The following is a 15,896-nucleotide window of genomic DNA, read 5'->3' as shown; positions in this document are numbered from 1 at the left end:
AGTGTCAGTATGATGCATGGAGAGAGAAAATGCGTTTATTACCTTTAAAAAATAAGCACCAAGTCGGTCACTGGACCGCACACTATATCGTTGAAAAAATCAAAGCGTTTCAACCAACGGCTGAACGGCCTTTTGTGTTAGGTCTACCCACCGGCAGTACCCCACTCACAACGTATCAGTCTCTGATTCAGTTGTATCAGGCGGGTGCCGTCAGTTTTGAACATGTCGTAACTTTCAATATGGATGAATATGTCGGACTTTCGCCAGATCATCCTCAAAGTTATCATCACTTTATGTTTGAAAACTTCTTCAATCATGTGGATATCCAAAAGAAAAATATTCACATTTTAAATGGCATGGCACCTGATTTAGAGGCAGAATGTCAGGCCTATGAAGCGACGATTAAGCAGTTCGGCGGTATTCATCTCTTCTTTGGTGGTGTCGGCAGTGACGGACATATAGCATTTAATGAGCCAGCCTCGTCTTTAGCATCCAGAACCCGAATCAAGACCCTGACCCAAGAAACGATCATTGATAATGCCCGTTTCTTCGAAAACGATATCAATCAGGTACCGAAAATGGCGCTCACCGTCGGAGTCGGCACATTACTGGATGCCAAAGAAGTTTTGATTCTTGCCACAGGCCCGAACAAAGCGTTGGCAGTACAGGCCGGTGTCGAAGGCGCAGTCAATCATTTGTGGACTGTCTCTGCTTTGCAGATGCATCCCCGGAGTCTTCTGATCTGCGATGAGCCCGCTGCGATGGAACTGAAAGTCAAAACACTACGCTATTTTCAGCAGCTTGAAGCGGCTGAAATTGAGCAATTTGGAGGAACAGAGTAAATGTTCGCATTATGTCACGGTGAAATTCTGACAGGCGATGAAAAATTACTGGATACTGCGGTTGTTATCAGCAAAGGGAAAATTCACGCTTTAGTCCCGATATCAGAACTGTCGGAAGATATCCCTCGGTTCGATTTACATGGCCATATTTTGTCTCCCGGCTTTATCGACTTACAGTTGAACGGCTGCGGTGGCGTGATGTTCAATAGCGCGCCGACTGTGGAAACGCTCGAACACATGCATCTCACCAATCTGAAAACCGGTACAACCAGCTTTCTGCCGACCTTGATCAGTGACAGTGACGATGTGATTCGTCAAGCGGTTGAGACGACACGTCAGTATATGACCCAACATCAACACCAAGTGTTGGGAATGCATCTTGAAGGGCCTTATACCAACCCTGTACGTAAAGGGATTCATCCGCTCCAGCAATTGCGCCATCCAAGCGATGACATGATCAGCTGGTTGGCTGAACAGGCGCCATGGCTGAAAAAAGTCACACTCGCCCCAGAAATGAATCACAGCGAGCACCTGAGACAACTGCACAAAGCAGGGATTGTCGTCAGTGTCGGTCATACGGCAGCAACCTATGAGCAAGCCAGCCAAGCATTTGAACAGGGCGCGAGCTTTGCAACGCATCTGTATAATGCCATGACCTCGATGGAAAATGGCCGTTCTCCCGGTGTCGTCGGTGCGGTCTTTGATCGCAATGATGTGTATGCCGGCATCATCGCTGATGGTTACCATGTCCATTGGGCGAACATCCGCACCGCCAAGACAGTCATGGGCGAGCGGCTTTGTCTGGTAACGGATGCAACCGCCGCTGCGACCCCTCCGGCAGGGATGACCGAGTTTGATTTTTGTGGCACCCCCGTATTTATCCGCGACGGCCAGTGTGTCGATCAGGATGGTACACTGGGCGGCTCAGCGCTCACGATGAATGAAGGGATTCGTCTACTGATTGAACAAGCCGAAATTCCACAGGAAGAAGCCTTCCGGATGGCAACACTCTACCCGGCCCGGGCGATCAAAATGGATCACCTGCTTGGTGCCATTCGTCCCGGCATGATTGCCAACCTGACCATTCTTGATCCGGCTTATCAGGTCATCAATACGCTGGTCAATGGCGAGTGGACAAAGGACATGCACTAAATGGTCAAACGTAGCAGACAAGTGACAAATCACGAGCAACTCAAACAGGTTAATGCGGCACTGGTCTATCAGTTGATCGACCAAGAAGGCCCGATTTCCCGCGTCCGAATTGCTCAACAGAGTGCATTGGCACCAGCCAGTATCACCAATATCACGCGTCAGCTACTGTCCCACAATCTCATTTCTGAGGTTGAACAACAAGCCTCAACCGGTGGACGCCCGGCAATCTCGCTGACCACCAATCAGCGAGATTTCTACTTTATCTCTTGTCGGTTAGGTCGGGATATGATTCAGGCAAGTCTGATGGATTTATCCGGTCAGATTCATCATGTTCAGCAAACATCGATTGAGTCTCACGATACACAAGGCATCGTTGACACGCTCCGCCATGAAATCTGTCAAATCCGAACTCGGTATGCGACACATCATTTGATTGCCATTGCGGTGACCATGGCAGGTTTGGTCGATCCAACTTCAGGGATGATCCATTACTCTCCCAACCATAAAATTGCCGGCCTTAAGTTGTCCTCAGCGCTTGAAGATCTGGCATTACCCGTCTACATCGGCAATGACATTCGAGCCCGAGCACTCTCGGAATACTATCTGGGAAAAGCGAAACAATGCGATGACTTCATCCTGATCAGTATTCATCACGGCGTCGGAGCCGGGATTATCACCGACGGGCAATTGCTTTTGGGCAAACACCGCCCGATTGGCGAGATCGGGCATATTCAGATTGATCCATTCGGACAACGCTGCCACTGCGGTAGCTTTGGTTGTCTTGAGACCGTCGTTTCGAATCAAGCGCTGCTCAAGCAAACACAAACGCTACTGCAACGCGGCCATCAAAGTGTCTTAACTGCGGATAATCTCACCATAGAACGCCTCTGTCACGCCGCGATTCAGGGCGATGGCGTCGCAACACATATTATCGAGCAAGCCGCCCAATATCTCGGCCGTGTGCTGGGGATGCTGGTAAATGTATTCAATCCGGAAAAAATTCTGTTTGCCGGAGAAATGGTTCAGACAGCCCCGATATTATTTCCCCTATTGTTGGAACAAATTCAGCGACAGACTCTTCCCAGCTTTGCCGGGGATTTACGCCTTGAACAAGCCCGTTTTCAACAACAGGACACGATTGGGGGCTATGCATTAATTAAACGGGCACTACATGAGAGCAATCTGCTAAGTCTGATTATGACCGACAAAAATGAATCCATCCTGAACGAACAATGATAAAGAAATCATTATAATTTAAAAATGCTCTATAAAACAGTAAGATATCAGTTTTAAAGTGAGCATCACCATGAAAAATCTTGGTAAAACAGTCGCTGCGTATTTGCTATTCTGTGAAAAATGCAGAGGGCTCTCCAAACACACAATTAAAGCCTATCACTGTGATTTACAGCAGTTTATACACTACATGGGCATCCATACATTTTTACAGGATATCGGGAAACAGCAACTAACCGAATACCATGAACATCTGATAACACGCCAGTTAGTTCCGACCTCGATCAAAAGAAAACTGGCTTGTATCAAGGCAATGTTTAAGTGGCTGGAACAGGAAGAGAGTATCGAAATCAATCCATTCCATAAGTTCCGTTTTGAGTTAAAAATCCCGAAACGTCTCCCCAGAAATGTTCCCCGCTCCGATCTCAGACAAATGCTGACCAGTGCCCGAGCCAACATCTGCCAGCCCATCAAACAGTCATCTTCAGCCACAAAAATACCTCAGATCACGAGTAAAAGAGCCCTCAATCAGTTGACGAAACTTTTGTCGGTTGAACTGCTGATTGCAACAGGTATCCGGGTAAGCGAGCTGGCCAGCCTGAAAATAACCGATATCTTTGTCCACGAAGGGAAGCTGAAAATACTGGGCAAAGGTTCCAGAGAGCGATATGTCTATCTGCCGGATCAAGAATTACGTGATCTGGTCATGCTTTATATGTGCGAAAGAACTGTCACTGCCCCGACAGCTGACAATTTTCTGGTCAATAGCCGGGGACAACCCGCCTCGACTCAGTTTCTGCGTAAACTGATTCGGGAACTCTCGATTGATGCCCACACCCAAATCAAAGTCACGCCACATATGCTCAGACACAGTGCCGCCTGTGAATTACTCGAATCCGGGTTGGACATTCGTTTTGTCCAGCGATTGCTCGGCCACAGTAACATTGCAACGACGGAGATATATACGCACGTATCAGATACAGCACTTCAGGAGAAACTACAACAAGCCCGGATCAGGAGTCGCATCATGATAAAGTAAGGATAACTAGTAATTATGACCGATAAAGAAATTACGCTTGTTTTTGTTTCAGATGTGGCAGAAAGCTTTGAACAACTTGATTTATCTAGAAAAGATTTAGAAGTCTCAGAACAGAAAACGATAAGTTCCATCATCGAAGGGCTACAGAGCCTCAGGTTTAACGTGATTCACATTCAGAATCCAGTTGAGCTTGAAAATATAAGAGAGAATAAACAGACCATTATTTTGAGTATCTGGTCCGGAATAAACAACAGAAATCGCCGAGCACTGGTACCATCGATATGTGAATTACATGATTTAACATATATCGGAGCCGATCCTTATGCTGCAATGGTATGTTCTGATAAAGAATTATCCAAAAATATCTGTGCTGAATTTGCTATTAAAGCCCCGAAAGGTCTGTTAATTCGCAGAGAGGATAATATCCCGCTACTCCGCCATCTGGATTATCCGCTGGTTGTGAAACCATTAATGGAAGGAGGTTCAATTGGAATCACACAAAGTAACAAGGTTTCATCTTATCAGGAAGCCCAGAATAAAGTGGAAACACTCCTTTTACACTATCAACCGCCAATTTTAGCGGAAGAATTTATATCTGGCAGAGAAATATCCTACTGTATCGTTGGTTCAGGTGATATCGTCCACTGTGAAGCGATTGAAATTACTATAGAAGGTGAACCCGATTATTTTAATGATCACTTGTTTTCAATGGAAGATAAACGTCATACTGACCGACAGAAAAAACATAAATTTATTAATGTTACACAAGAAATGCCGACACATATTACCCAAAAGGTTCAGCGTCTCTATAAGGCCCTCGGAAAAATAGACTACATGCGAATCGATGGGAAAATGACCGACGATTTTTACTGCATCGAGTTATCCGCAGATCCCGGTATCAGCCCGGAAAGTCTTTTCGCTCATTCATACTATACGATTGGTAAAGATTACTCCCAAATGCTTAATGATATAATTTCTTCTCGGTTATCGAAGCTTGGCGCAGATAAACCATAATTAGGCAGAAATGCAAACATAAATGGAGTAGAGACTAAAAACTCTACTTCAGTTCCTGTCGGATCAATATCTCCCATTGCAGCTTTCCATAGAAGTGAATCATGATCACTCATAGCACCGATCTTATATCGGTAATTATCTGATTTATTTTGATTCCCTAAGCGTTGATAATATTTCATTAAATTATACCAACCCAGAACATAGAGATATCTGAATTTTATATGCGAATTCTCTAATAACTTTTCTAATTTATGCCGACTATAACGCATTAATTCTAAATCGTTCATGCCAAAGAAATGGTCAACAATGAAAATATTAGAGGCCAGAACAATCTTTCTAAACTCATCATGACTGTGGCGTAAAGCATCACTGAATAGTTCTCGGGCAGTCAGAAGGGAATCTTGGTCGGAACTACCACGCTGGTAATATTGATAACACAGTATAACGGCTTCTAAATTCCATATATTTGTTACTTCTATATAGTTATTAGGGTAATTACTTTTAATTTCACGAATGATTGTCAGAGCATCATTTAATTGACCAACTCGTGTTAGTTGCATTGCTTTGATCAGCTTTGCTTGCAGGATCTCAATAGATGAGAAATCATTCTCAGTCAAGGCAGCAATAGATTCATCTATATAAGTCAAACTTTCCTGATATCCATAACCAATCGATGCATGTTTCAATACAGTTGGCAAAACTGAGTGATTTTTCTTCCTGCCCCCTTCTTTCTTGAGAATTTTAGCCTGCTTCCTCTCTTGAACTCTTGCTTCTTCAATTAAACGGATATAATCACGTCGATTTTTACTAATCAGTTCTGCATTTTTTGCCAACCCATTATCATTGATCACTTTTATCAGTTTCAGAAAGATAATATCATCCTCAATAATAGTATTGTCTTTTAAATTCAATAGTTTATATAAGTTATGGTTAGATGCTTGAAAATGTTCATGCCTCTGATCAACAAATATCTGTAGGATGATTCTGCCAAAAGTACCCTGACGCATATTTTCAATGATCATCGACACGACATCATACGCCTGAAAATTTAATGCTCCGGCACCTAAAAAATATAAGATTCTCGGTTTTATTCCTGATACAACTAAGTTACTGGAAATAACTCGCTTCGATATACGCCGATAGAAACTGATAATATCCGACTGTAGTTCTGTGACTCTGGAAATTTGGTATAACTCCCGACATGCGGTATTCAGGCTCACTGTTGAACCAAGCAATGAGCTGAAATATGCAACTCTTAAATAAATTTCCAGCGGGCTGGCATCGATGATACTTTCATCGACCACTCGGTGTTGTGAACCATTTTCACTTCTCTGATAATATAAATTGAGCCAGCAACTACATGAAATTTTCTGAAATCTCAACAGTTCAACACAGTTATCTAATATTGGATAAAGTGAATCATGGATTAAAGAGAGCATCACTGTATCGTTTTCTACCGTTGAAACAACAAGTTTTTTTTCTTGAAGTGAGCAAAGGATACGCTCAATGTGCTCTGATTTAAGATGAAATATTTTATTAACGAAGATATATTCCAGTAGATATTTTCTGATGAATCCACCATGTACGCCTAACATGACCAGCATACATTTCTCATGATCATTCAAAGATAATATTTTGTTTTTTGTGGCTGAATATTGAGTATCAATCCCCGGTATTCGGCTAGGGCCAAAGGTAATATCTTCAAAAAATACTGAATCCAGATACTGGTAATCAGTATGAGATAAATTGGTCAGATCAAATAAATTGAAACCATTTCTCTCATAATAATTTTTTGCCCACAAATCATCAACTGAGATATGTTGAGGAATCTGATAAGCATATTTCCATTTTAACGGTGCCAATGTAATCGCACGAACCGATATCTGGTAATCTTCAGATAAATGAGCGATAAACTCTCGATTAACAATACCATCTTTAAAATTATTGGTTGTGAATTCCAGAATGAACAAACACTGGTGGGTTGTGTTATTTCTAGCAAAATCAAAAATATATTCTAGATCTTTTTCATTTAAATTCTGTGCATTCGATATTGCAATATTGAAAGGAAGAGCCGTTGAGAGCTCCTTAATAACACCTTCAGCAAACCTGATATTATTAGATTCAGAGAAAAATATCTTGTTGACATCGATTGTCTTCCGGTGCTTTAGCGCATCACGGATATCTTTTCCCCAGCTTCTCACATACATCGTTAACTTATCGATTATTTTTTCTATGTACTTATATGTAGCCTCAGCCAGCATATGATCAACATTGAGTTGTTCCGTCGTAAGACGTCCACGCTCAATCAGGGGAATATATTGATTCAGGATACTTTTTAACAATGAGACACAAAAATCAGCGTAAAGCGTTGTGCAGGGGATATCATGTCGGATAAACATTCCCTGTTTCCTTCCGGAAAAACAACCATCGACCAGATGAGTTTTCCCTGTGCCGCTCGGCCCTTGTAGGATCAGCAATTTACCATCTGACAAAGAAGAAAAGAAATGTTCTCTGATGAATTTCATTTCCTCAGTACGGAATTCCTCATGATTTTTCTGTTGCTTTTTACTCATAGGTAATTACTAGTTATCCTTACTCTTTGTTAAAATGAAACTGATATCCAATACTGTTGAAAGAAAGTGCCCACCCTGCCAACATTTCCTTGAATGGAGCCAATTGGAAACATTCTGAATTCTGCCCGCCTACGGTGATACGGGTATATAATGTATATAATTTAGAATGATCGAATATAATATTCAACCAAACTATCAGCAATCTTACACATGACTTTATACGATGCAGTTCAGTCTTTAGGAAACCTGACATGAAAGAGTCTATGAAAATCATCCTCCTCCATGGCTTATACATGCATGGCATCGCGCTGCAACCGCTGCGGCAGCGATTAAACCAGCTCGGTTATACCACGGAGGTTCTCAGCTACAATACCGTTGCTATTGACGATGAAAAGCTATTTAGTAACATTGATGCAGCACTCGATGAGACCCAGACCAATATTCTGGTCGGTCATAGCCTCGGTGGATTGATGATCAAAAACTATCTTGCCTCCCGTCAACCACCCACGACTCAAATTTCCCATGTGGTGACGATTGGTTCTCCCCTTCAGGGCGCCTCGATTATCAGCAAAATTCAGGCAATGGGATTTGGTATGATTCTCGGTAATGCACCCAATTATGGATTACAGCAACACCAAGATGAATGGCGCTTTCCCCAGAAACTCGGCAGCATCGCCGGCACCGTGGCTTTTGGGATTCGGCCGATGTTATTCGGCAATGACTCGGCATCAGACGGCACGGTCACCGTTGAAGAGACCAAAATCCCCGGCATGACCGATCATCTTGAGATTCGTTATGCGCATACGACGATGCTGTACTCACAAACACTTGCCTCACAAATCGATGGATTTATCCGCCATGATCGTTTCCAACCGGAATCCTGAAATCATTGCACTACCGGATGGCAGGCTGCGCTATATTGACCAGTTCCTCACAGAGACCGATACACTGTCACACACCTTGAAAAATTCCCTGGACTGGTATCAGGGTAATGTCCACTTGTTTGGTCGCCGTTATCAAACGCCTAGACTTCAATGCTGGTACGGTGATAAAGCCTATACGTATTCTCAGGTCCGCTTGCCGCCAACCCCATGGCCACCGTTACTCAACCAACTCAAAGCCCTTATTGAAGACGCTTCAGGACATTCATTTAACTCCATGTTGGGGAACTGGTATCAACACGGACAACACAATATGGGGATGCATGCTGATAATGAACCCGAATTAGGAGAAAACCCGGTCGTCGCAATGCTCACCTTCGGTACAGCCAGACCCTTACAATTCAGACACCGAAACGGTGAAGACAGATTCACCATCACGCCCACAGATGGTTCATTGCTGATTATGGAAGGGCCGACTCAGCATTACTGGCGACACGGAATCAACAAAAGCAAAAAGGTTACCGGGCAGCGAATCAGTCTGACGTTTCGTCAGATCTTATAGTCAATCATGCCAACCCAGGCCAGTGATGGTCGGAAAATTAGGAGTCATCGAAAAAATAGTTGTCAATTTATTGGTTGTCACCCAAGTTTTTCTGCATGTATCGTATTGCTATTCAATACGACAGAAGAACGTTTCCGATGCAGAGACATGGACAGCCAATTACCAATCCGCAACAGATCAATCGTTATTATCAAGCGCTGGTGGAAAAAGATCCGAGTTATGTCGGGACTTTTTATGCGGGTGTCAAAACCACATCCATCTTCTGCATTGCCACATGCAGGGCCCGAAAACCGAAAAAAGAAAACGTTGATTTTTATCCCACATTAAAAGCAGCACTGGATGCGGGTTTTCGTCCCTGCAAAATTTGTAAACCGACAGAAAATGCCAGTGAAGCACCCTCACCTGTTGCTCAGGCTATAGCATTGGTTCGCCAACACCCGAAAGAAAAAATCTCTGACAGTCGCCTGAGACAACACCAGATACAACCTGAGATGGTGCGGCGCTGGTTTAAAAAATACTATGGCATCACTTTTCACACCTTCCAGCGAATGTATCGCATCAACAATGCGCTGGTCGAACTCAAAGAAGGGAAAAAACTCATGGACACAGCCTACGACGTGGGATATGAATCTTTGAGTGGATTCGGATATACGTTTAAGAAAGTTATGGGAAAATCACCAAACCAAAGTACCGATAGTCAGGTCATCTTGATCAACCGCTTCACCACGCCATTAGGCCCGATGTTCGTCTGTGCAACCGATGAAGGCGTCTGTTTACTGGAATTTGTCGAACGGCGAATGCTGGAAACCGAATTTCGGGATTTACAACGCTTGCTGAAAGCCACCATCATCAATGGCGAAAATGACCATATCCGCCAGACCAAACAAGAGATTACCGAGTATTTCGCCGGGACACGCAAACAATTTAATGTGAGCATTCACTCACCGGGAACACCATTCCAAAAAGAGGTATGGCAAGCTTTACAACAAATAGAATACGGCTCGACAGCGTCTTATCAGCAACAGGCAGAAGCCATTCATAAACCCACTGCCGTCCGGGCAGTTGCTTCAGCTAACGGGCATAACCGCATTGCCATTATCATCCCATGCCATCGTGTCATCGGCAAGAATGGCAAACTGGTCGGTTACGCCGGGGGGCTGGAACGCAAACGCTGGCTACTTGAACATGAAAAAACCAACTGTTGATTCAATAGACTCATTCCCGTCACTGTGGCCGGTATCAGAATTTATCCATAAAAAAACACCGAAACAATCGGTGTTTTTTCAGAAGCATCCGCTGACAGCATTGGATTACTGGACACTTTTCATCCATCTGTCTGATTGAAACCATTTGGCGTAAATCCGCTCATAAGTTCCATCACCACGGATCTGTTTTAAATAATTATTCAGGAAGTTAACAAATTCAGCGTCACCCTGACGCACTGCCCAGCCCAGAGGTTCGAAAGTGAATGCGTCATCAAGATGGACCACCTGCTTGGGATGCTGTGCAGCATACATTGCGTTGTAAGGTAAATCGTAAACAAAAGCATCCGCTCGGCCATTGGCAACCTACAACACTGCATCGGCAGAAGTATCGTAGAGATCGACTTTTGCTTTTGACAAATATTTTTTCGCAGCCTGTGCGCCCGTCGTTCCCATTTGGGTTGTGACGGTATATTTGGCATCATTCAAATCACGATAACTATGAATTTTCCCTGCCAGCTTCGGTGACAGTAGAACCGTCTGACCAATCTGCATATAAGCATCGGCAAAGGACACTTTCAGATTGCGTTTTGGCGTCACTGTCATTCCCCCGATAAAATCACACTTGCCAGTCTGTAATGCCGGAATAATGCCATCCCATGCGGTATTAACCGGCACAAATTTAACATCGATCGAATGAGCCATATGCTTCGCAAGATCAATATCAAACCCGATGAATCGCCCATCTTTACTAGTCATCTCAAATGGTACATACCCAGCTTCAAAACAAAATTTCAACTCACCTGATTTTAAAATACCCTCAATGGTGGATGTGGTTGCGAATGCTGTCGTAGTAGAAAAAGCCGCTGTACCAATGACCAAACCGGTCAACAATCGACGCATTCTTTTTTTCACTCGATGAATTGTCATGATATCATTCCGTAACTTGTTGTTCTTGAACTAATATTATTTTTAAAATCAATAGTAAACATCATACCATCAGGTTATTCTTAGCGTCATGTCATAGATATGATGAGCCCTGCATCATCAGCGAAAAACGTCACAATTTCAATCCATTATCATTATATCTTATACCCAAACATCGCCTCCTCGACATCCATGAACGCTCTCCCAGAGGTTCCCAGTCCAATGCGCTTCACTACTCTGACATGTTATATATAGTCTATAATTTGCACATGACTCTGATATCATATTTTGTGTATTTTGTCGCTTCTCTGGCACGTATTTTATTGCCAAAAACAACGTCAAAAATAGCTATCAAAACAGATGAATAGGTGAAAATATGTTTAGGGATTTAAGGCTGGGTTTAAAAATTGGCACGGGGTTCGCTGCTGTATTGATTTTATTATCAATTGTTTTGGGTGCGAGCATCTACTCATTACAGTCAGTCAGTGACGGGATCAACAAGTATAGAGATTTAGCCCGAGAGACAAATCTTTCTGGTCGATTACAAACGAACATGCTGATGGTCCGTATGAATGTCAAAGATTTTCTGATCACCAGAAACACTGAAGACATCACAAGCTATCAACAATATCTTGCCAAGATGCAAGATTTCTTGGAACAGGCAAGACAGTCTGTTCTCTCACCGGAAAGAAGAGCCCTGATTGAGCAAGTGGGTCAGTCCATTCATACCTACAATAATACCTTTAATCAAGTTGTCGCATTAGTCAGACAACGCAATATGCTTGAAAAACAACTCGATACCTATGGCCAAGCAATGCGTGAGTCTATTGCCCAAATCATCAACACAGCCTATCAGAAAGGCGATTCTACACTCACCTATAATGCGAGTCAGGCACAGCGAGCAATGCTGGTTGGACGTCTGTTCGTGGTGAAATATCTTCAGAGTAGTCAAGAGAAAGATTTCACCACCGCGATTACCAATATGGATCAAGGGCTGCAGGATGAAATCTCGGCTCTGAAACAGAATCTGCAAGGCACACCGCAGCAAGAACCATTCAACACTTTCCTGAAAGCACATCAAGATTATCTGAAAGATATGCGTGATATCAACAGTCTGATTTCACAAGCCAATCAGATGATTAGCAATACACTGGATGAATTAGGTCCTAAGATTGCGACTGATGTTGAGAAAGTCACACTGTCCGTGATGCAAGAGCAGGATACGCTTGGTCCTCAGTTAAAAGACAGTACCAATAGAAGTATCGAAATCACTATATTTCTATCCGTAGTGGCAATTTTGTTAGGGATTGCAGCGTCCTACTTACTGACCATTGTCATAACCAAACCGGTTCATAAAGCCGTGAAGGCGGCCAACCAACTGGCAGAAGGTGATCTAACCGTTGATGTCGGAAAAACCAGTAAAGACGAAACCGGGTTACTACTTGCTGCAATTCAGAATACGGCGGTCAATCTGAAACAGATGATCACCACTATTTCCGGAGCCAGTACCGAACTTGCCTCAGCATCTACTGAACTGGCAACCGTCACCGAACAAAGCAGTCAGAGTATCATCAGGCAAGAATCAGAAACGGAGATGGTTGCGACTGCCATGAATGAAATGACCGTGACTGTTCATGATGTTGCCAACAGTGCATCTCAGGCAGCCGGAGCAGCAGATCAAGCCAATCAGGAAGCCGAATCAGGTGCAGGTGTTGTGAAACGAACTATCACCGCTATCCATTTACTCTCGGAAAGTGTCACCCAATCTTCGGAAAAACTCAGCGAAGTAGAACAGGAAGTCCACAATATCAGTACCATTCTGGACGTCATCAGAGGGATTGCCGAACAAACCAACCTTCTCGCCCTAAACGCAGCAATAGAAGCAGCCCGAGCCGGAGAGCAAGGTCGGGGGTTTGCGGTCGTTGCCGACGAAGTTCGCTCGCTGGCATCCAGAACACAGGATTCCACCCAAGAGATCCAGAATATTATTGAACAGCTCCAACATGGTACGCAGAGTACCGTTAGTGCCATGAACCAAGGGAAAAAACAAGCGGCAGCTTGTGTTGAACAGGCTGATGAAACCAATGAAACGTTACAGGCAATTATTCACGCCATCAGTGTGATCAATGACATGAATATGCAAATTGCCAGTGCTTCGGAGCAACAGAGCACCGTTGCTGAAAGTATCAACGAAAACATCGTCAATGTGCGTCAAATCGCTGAAGAAAATGCGGTTGCCTCAGATGAAACCCGTCAATCCAGTGGGGAAATTGCACGGCTGGCGGAACAACTGAATCAATTGGTTGCCCGTTTCAAGATTTAATTGAGAACACATACCCCATATCAATAAAGGGGGCTCACCGAGTCTCCCTTTATTGATTCCGCTCACAATCTATTCCGCCCGGAACAACGACTATCTGCACGATTTTTTATATACATAATTTGTTATACGCATAATTCACAACCCGATGACGTCATTCATGAGACTTATCTTTTGGTGGCTCAGCCCCCGCTACCCGAGCATTACTGCGAATAAACATGAGATGCTGATGATAAAATGCGTCTTCAGCAGCACCATGTTGTCGTGCTTTTTTATAAATTGACGCGACAAAGATATCCGCAAGACTGAAATTGTGACCAATAACATACCCCGAGTCGTGACAAATCGACGAACTCAACTTACCGAGACAATGCATAATCCACTCACCCCGCAATTGCCGTTTCGAACTTTCATCAAGCTCAGGGCGAAAAAATCTAAGTACCGTTTTGTTTTGAGGTGAATGAATACTGCCATTTACATATTCACAAACCCGACGGATATGCGTCTTTTCATTAAGATTGTTACCGAGTAAAGGAATATCGGTAAACCGCTCTTCAAGATACTCGGCAATCGCCATTGATTCAGAAAACACCAAGCCATCGACCGATAGTGACGGCACATAACCAAACGGATTCACTGTGAGATAAGTCGACCCCAACTCTTGTGAACTCACTTCAATCCTTTGATAAGGAATCCGCTTAAAGTTAAGTACCCACTGCACTCTTTCCGAACAATTGGAACCCTTAGCGCTATACAGTAAAACATCCATATTCTCTCCTGAAAACACCAATTATCAGCATCGTCCGGTGCGTAAATATTGAACCCAGTCTGTGCGGCCCCGTTGCTGAGCCGCATCGATGGCTTGCGACACATCATAACTGACCCGATGAAACGCAATATCCCACTCATCACCACATTTTGTCTCACCGCCAACATGTTTGGACAAGATGACATAGGATGCTTGAGACGAATAGTTTTGCATGGCATGCACCACAGGTTCTTCATCGCGATACGCTTGCAATCCGACGCTACCGGGATTAATCACAGTTTGACCGGTCGATAGTTCAACACATCTTGGCATATGGGTATGACCACAAAGAATCATTGGGAATGAGATGTCCCCCAATAATGCTATAATTTCCTGATCCGCCCGGACTTCAGGTTTCCCTGACTCAACATTGTCTAATAAATAAACCAGATCGTCCGTTGGCGTCCCATGACACGCATAAATGTCATCGGTCACCTGTAAATCAAATGGTAACTGTTTCATCCATTCCAGCGGTGCTTGACCCAACTCATCGAGTATGAATGCCATGGTGGGATTTGATTCAATGTCTTCTGGAGTGGCCTGATAGATCTGTCGATCCTGATTCCCCGATATGGTTATCGCATCCAACGTTAACAAATATTGATAAGTCTCTTTGGGCGCAATCGGTCCATACAAAATATCCCCAAGATTGATAAACTGGGTCACGCCCTGTGATTTGGCATGATTAACCACCGCGTCAAGGGCAAAAACATTGCTATGAATATCAGATAACACTGCAAATTTTGTCACTAGATTTCCTTGTGTTTATTGCGACCGATTCAGTTGATGGTCAGATAAGGCGCTCGAAACCGATCCGATACATCATCATGATTCATCAACCATGTCCAATGCCATTGGAATATCCACCATCCCGTTTCTATTCCTGATCCCATCAATCCGTTTAAAACCAAAACGTAAATAGACACTTTCTGCGTTCACCGCAGAATTCACCGTAAAAGATCCCCGATTACCGTTGTCGAGCGATGCTTGTTTGACCACATGCCATAACTGACGCGAAAGCCCCTGACCTTGATGGTTATCATCGACAAAGAGATGATACAGGTGTGAATGATCCCGGATGCCGGCCACACCAACCACATCGTCATTCCGATTAACCGCAACAACATAGAAATAATTAGCAGACAAATAGGTCTCCATGTTCGCCTCCGACATCGAATCCAACAAAATATGCCGGACAGATGCGTCAAAAGTTGGGCAAACATACTTTTCTGTTAACGGTACAATCAACTCACTAATGGCCTTCGCATCACTGATGGCTGCTTTTCTGATCTTGATACTCATCATGTCCTCAAATAACGTCAATGCAGTTCATCAGCACAATG

15 protein-coding genes and 1 pseudogene are annotated in these 15,896 nt (G+C 43.7%); 10 read left to right on the top strand and 6 right to left on the bottom strand.

Going from position 1 to position 15,896, the window contains the following annotated elements:
• Window positions 1-29: 29 nt before the first annotated feature.
• From nagB to MKS89_RS05820, 5 genes are all read left to right on the top strand, one after another.
• Window positions 30-842: a glucosamine-6-phosphate deaminase gene (gene nagB, locus MKS89_RS05840; RefSeq protein WP_072960898.1), complete on the top strand. Its 813-nt coding sequence runs from the start codon at window positions 30-32 to the stop codon at window positions 840-842.
• Window positions 843-1,994 (top strand): N-acetylglucosamine-6-phosphate deacetylase, encoded by a 1,152-nt coding sequence (nagA, locus tag MKS89_RS05835; protein WP_072960896.1) that lies wholly within the window; start codon window positions 843-845, stop codon window positions 1,992-1,994.
• On the top strand, window positions 1,995-3,230 hold the full coding sequence (locus MKS89_RS05830; protein WP_072960893.1) for an ROK family protein: 1,236 nt from the start codon (window positions 1,995-1,997) through the stop codon (window positions 3,228-3,230).
• 70 nt (window positions 3,231-3,300) lie between these two features.
• Window positions 3,301-4,266, top strand: coding sequence for a tyrosine-type recombinase/integrase (locus MKS89_RS05825; protein WP_072960890.1), 966 nt, complete (start codon window positions 3,301-3,303; stop codon window positions 4,264-4,266).
• A gap of 15 nt (window positions 4,267-4,281) precedes the next feature.
• Window positions 4,282-5,280, top strand: coding sequence for a D-alanine--D-alanine ligase family protein (locus MKS89_RS05820; RefSeq protein WP_072961602.1), 999 nt, complete (start codon window positions 4,282-4,284; stop codon window positions 5,278-5,280).
• Here MKS89_RS05820 and MKS89_RS05815 read toward each other — a convergent pair.
• A complete protein-coding gene (locus MKS89_RS05815) occupies window positions 5,214-7,853 on the bottom strand; it encodes a glycoside hydrolase family 30 protein (protein WP_072961600.1) in 2,640 nt (879 codons plus the stop codon). The two genes, MKS89_RS05820 and MKS89_RS05815, sit on opposite strands and share 67 nt — an antisense overlap.
• A gap of 263 nt (window positions 7,854-8,116) precedes the next feature.
• Here MKS89_RS05815 and MKS89_RS05810 point away from each other — a divergent pair, with 263 nt between their 5' ends.
• The 4 genes and pseudogenes from MKS89_RS05810 to MKS89_RS20950 all read left to right on the top strand — a co-directional run bounded on the left by MKS89_RS05810 (window position 8,117) and on the right by MKS89_RS20950 (window position 10,501).
• Window positions 8,117-8,737 carry a PGAP1-like alpha/beta domain-containing protein gene (locus MKS89_RS05810; protein ID WP_072961607.1) on the top strand — a complete coding sequence of 207 codons (621 nt, stop codon included), beginning with the start codon at window positions 8,117-8,119 and terminating at the stop codon, window positions 8,735-8,737.
• Entirely contained in the window at window positions 8,712-9,296 is a 585-nt protein-coding gene (locus MKS89_RS05805) for an alpha-ketoglutarate-dependent dioxygenase AlkB family protein (protein WP_159439576.1), read from the top strand. Before MKS89_RS05810 ends, MKS89_RS05805 begins: the two co-directional genes overlap by 26 nt.
• A 95-nt stretch (window positions 9,297-9,391) precedes the next feature.
• Window positions 9,392-9,922: pseudogene (locus MKS89_RS20955) on the top strand (bifunctional transcriptional activator/DNA repair enzyme AdaA); the annotation flags it as partial.
• Between the two features lie 39 nt (window positions 9,923-9,961).
• Window positions 9,962-10,501, top strand: a complete 540-nt coding sequence (locus tag MKS89_RS20950; protein WP_370737046.1) for a methylated-DNA--[protein]-cysteine S-methyltransferase — start codon at window positions 9,962-9,964, stop codon at window positions 10,499-10,501.
• Window positions 10,502-10,606: 105 nt separating this feature from the next.
• Here MKS89_RS20950 and MKS89_RS21030 read toward each other — a convergent pair whose 3' ends face one another.
• Together MKS89_RS21030 and MKS89_RS21025 are read right to left on the bottom strand one after the other, a co-directional pair.
• Window positions 10,607-10,813 (bottom strand): transporter substrate-binding domain-containing protein, encoded by a 207-nt coding sequence (locus tag MKS89_RS21030; protein WP_370737045.1) that lies wholly within the window; start codon window positions 10,811-10,813, stop codon window positions 10,607-10,609.
• A gap of 51 nt (window positions 10,814-10,864) precedes the next feature.
• On the bottom strand, window positions 10,865-11,428 hold the full coding sequence (locus tag MKS89_RS21025; RefSeq protein WP_370737044.1) for a transporter substrate-binding domain-containing protein: 564 nt from the start codon (window positions 11,426-11,428) through the stop codon (window positions 10,865-10,867).
• Between the two features lie 373 nt (window positions 11,429-11,801).
• On the opposite strand from MKS89_RS21025, the gene MKS89_RS05790 reads away from it, so the two are divergent.
• Window positions 11,802-13,748, top strand: a complete 1,947-nt coding sequence (locus MKS89_RS05790) for a HAMP domain-containing methyl-accepting chemotaxis protein (RefSeq protein WP_072961614.1) — start codon at window positions 11,802-11,804, stop codon at window positions 13,746-13,748.
• A gap of 151 nt (window positions 13,749-13,899) precedes the next feature.
• On the opposite strand, the gene MKS89_RS05785 is transcribed toward MKS89_RS05790, so the two are convergent.
• The 3 genes from MKS89_RS05785 to MKS89_RS05775 form a co-directional block, all read right to left on the bottom strand.
• The gene (locus MKS89_RS05785) at window positions 13,900-14,514 is read right to left on the bottom strand and encodes a glutathione S-transferase family protein (RefSeq protein WP_072961617.1); all 615 of its coding nucleotides are present in this window, start codon (window positions 14,512-14,514) and stop codon (window positions 13,900-13,902) included.
• A gap of 24 nt (window positions 14,515-14,538) precedes the next feature.
• Complete coding sequence (locus MKS89_RS05780; RefSeq protein ID WP_072961620.1) at window positions 14,539-15,303, bottom strand: metallophosphoesterase family protein; 765 nt, start codon at window positions 15,301-15,303, stop codon at window positions 14,539-14,541.
• Between the two features lie 75 nt (window positions 15,304-15,378).
• Window positions 15,379-15,855, bottom strand: a complete 477-nt coding sequence (locus tag MKS89_RS05775; protein ID WP_072961622.1) for a GNAT family N-acetyltransferase — start codon at window positions 15,853-15,855, stop codon at window positions 15,379-15,381.
• Window positions 15,856-15,896 lie beyond the last annotated feature (41 nt).

It is taken from the genome of Vibrio gazogenes, from assembly GCF_023920225.1.
GTDB classification, from domain to species: Bacteria; Pseudomonadota; Gammaproteobacteria; order Enterobacterales; family Vibrionaceae; genus Vibrio; species Vibrio gazogenes.
Note: the sequence above shows the minus strand (reverse complement) of the source record. Positions and strands in the feature narration are given on the sequence as shown.

Coding starts and splice junctions, on each gene's coding strand:
- nagB (WP_072960898.1), top strand. CDS start 30: ATGCGTTTATTACCTTTAAAAAATAAGCACCAAGTCGGTCACTGGACC.
- nagA (WP_072960896.1), top strand. CDS start 843: ATGTTCGCATTATGTCACGGTGAAATTCTGACAGGCGATGAAAAATTA.
- MKS89_RS05830 (WP_072960893.1), top strand. CDS start 1,995: ATGGTCAAACGTAGCAGACAAGTGACAAATCACGAGCAACTCAAACAG.
- MKS89_RS05825 (WP_072960890.1), top strand. CDS start 3,301: ATGAAAAATCTTGGTAAAACAGTCGCTGCGTATTTGCTATTCTGTGAA.
- MKS89_RS05820 (WP_072961602.1), top strand. CDS start 4,282: ATGACCGATAAAGAAATTACGCTTGTTTTTGTTTCAGATGTGGCAGAA.
- MKS89_RS05815 (WP_072961600.1), bottom strand. CDS start 7,853: ATGAGTAAAAAGCAACAGAAAAATCATGAGGAATTCCGTACTGAGGAA.
- MKS89_RS05810 (WP_072961607.1), top strand. CDS start 8,117: ATGAAAATCATCCTCCTCCATGGCTTATACATGCATGGCATCGCGCTG.
- MKS89_RS05805 (WP_159439576.1), top strand. CDS start 8,712: ATGATCGTTTCCAACCGGAATCCTGAAATCATTGCACTACCGGATGGC.
- MKS89_RS20950 (WP_370737046.1), top strand. CDS start 9,962: ATGGGAAAATCACCAAACCAAAGTACCGATAGTCAGGTCATCTTGATC.
- MKS89_RS21030 (WP_370737045.1), bottom strand. CDS start 10,813: ATGTATGCTGCACAGCATCCCAAGCAGGTGGTCCATCTTGATGACGCA.
- MKS89_RS21025 (WP_370737044.1), bottom strand. CDS start 11,428: ATGACAATTCATCGAGTGAAAAAAAGAATGCGTCGATTGTTGACCGGT.
- MKS89_RS05790 (WP_072961614.1), top strand. CDS start 11,802: ATGTTTAGGGATTTAAGGCTGGGTTTAAAAATTGGCACGGGGTTCGCT.
- MKS89_RS05785 (WP_072961617.1), bottom strand. CDS start 14,514: ATGGATGTTTTACTGTATAGCGCTAAGGGTTCCAATTGTTCGGAAAGA.
- MKS89_RS05775 (WP_072961622.1), bottom strand. CDS start 15,855: ATGAGTATCAAGATCAGAAAAGCAGCCATCAGTGATGCGAAGGCCATT.